1 protein-coding gene is annotated in these 643 nt (G+C 35.6%); it reads left to right on the top strand.

The genetic code is table 11. The annotated features are described in order from the left end of the window. Positions 1-142: 142 nt before the first annotated feature. Positions 143-643: flagellin N-terminal helical domain-containing protein (locus BHE89_RS19450; RefSeq protein ID WP_074454105.1), on the top strand; the 501-nt coding region annotated here is incomplete at its 3' end.

Here is a 643-nt window from a genome sequence, read left to right as displayed (position 1 = left end):
TTTTTTTGCTATTTTCACGATGCCGAAAATCATAAACCCCTCGATATTGGTGACGATAGTGTATAGGCAACGTTATTACAGTGACGTAATAACTAACCTATTCATTTAAAAGTATTTTAAAATCAAGTCGAAGGAATATTGTATGCCACAAGTAATTATGACTAACCCAACATCACTGGTTGCTCAAAAGAATTTAAATCGCTCACAAAGCGCCTTAAATACAGCAATTCAACGTCTTTCTTCGGGTTTACGTATTAATAGCGCCAAGGATGACGCCGCAGGTCAAGCTATCGCGAACCGTTTTACTTCTAATATTAATGGGTTGACTCAAGCTTCACGTAATGCGAACGATGGTATTTCTATTACCCAAACGACAGAAGGGGCATTAAATGAAATTAATAATAACCTGCAACGTATTCGTGAATTAACCGTACAAGCTAAAAATGGTTCTAATTCAGATTCTGATATTAAATCTATCCAAGAAGAAGTGAACCAACGTACTGCTGAAATAAATCGTATATCAGAACAAACACAATTTAATGGCGTCAAAGTGTTAAGTGAAGATAGTACATTAAATTTACAAATTGGCGCGCATGATAAAGAGCAAATCAGTGTTGATTTGAAAAAAACGGATGCGACTACA

Source organism: Shigella sp. FC1967 (assembly GCF_001743005.1).
GTDB lineage: Bacteria > Pseudomonadota > Gammaproteobacteria > Enterobacterales > Enterobacteriaceae > Proteus.
Note: the sequence above shows the minus strand (reverse complement) of the source record. Positions and strands in the feature narration are given on the sequence as shown.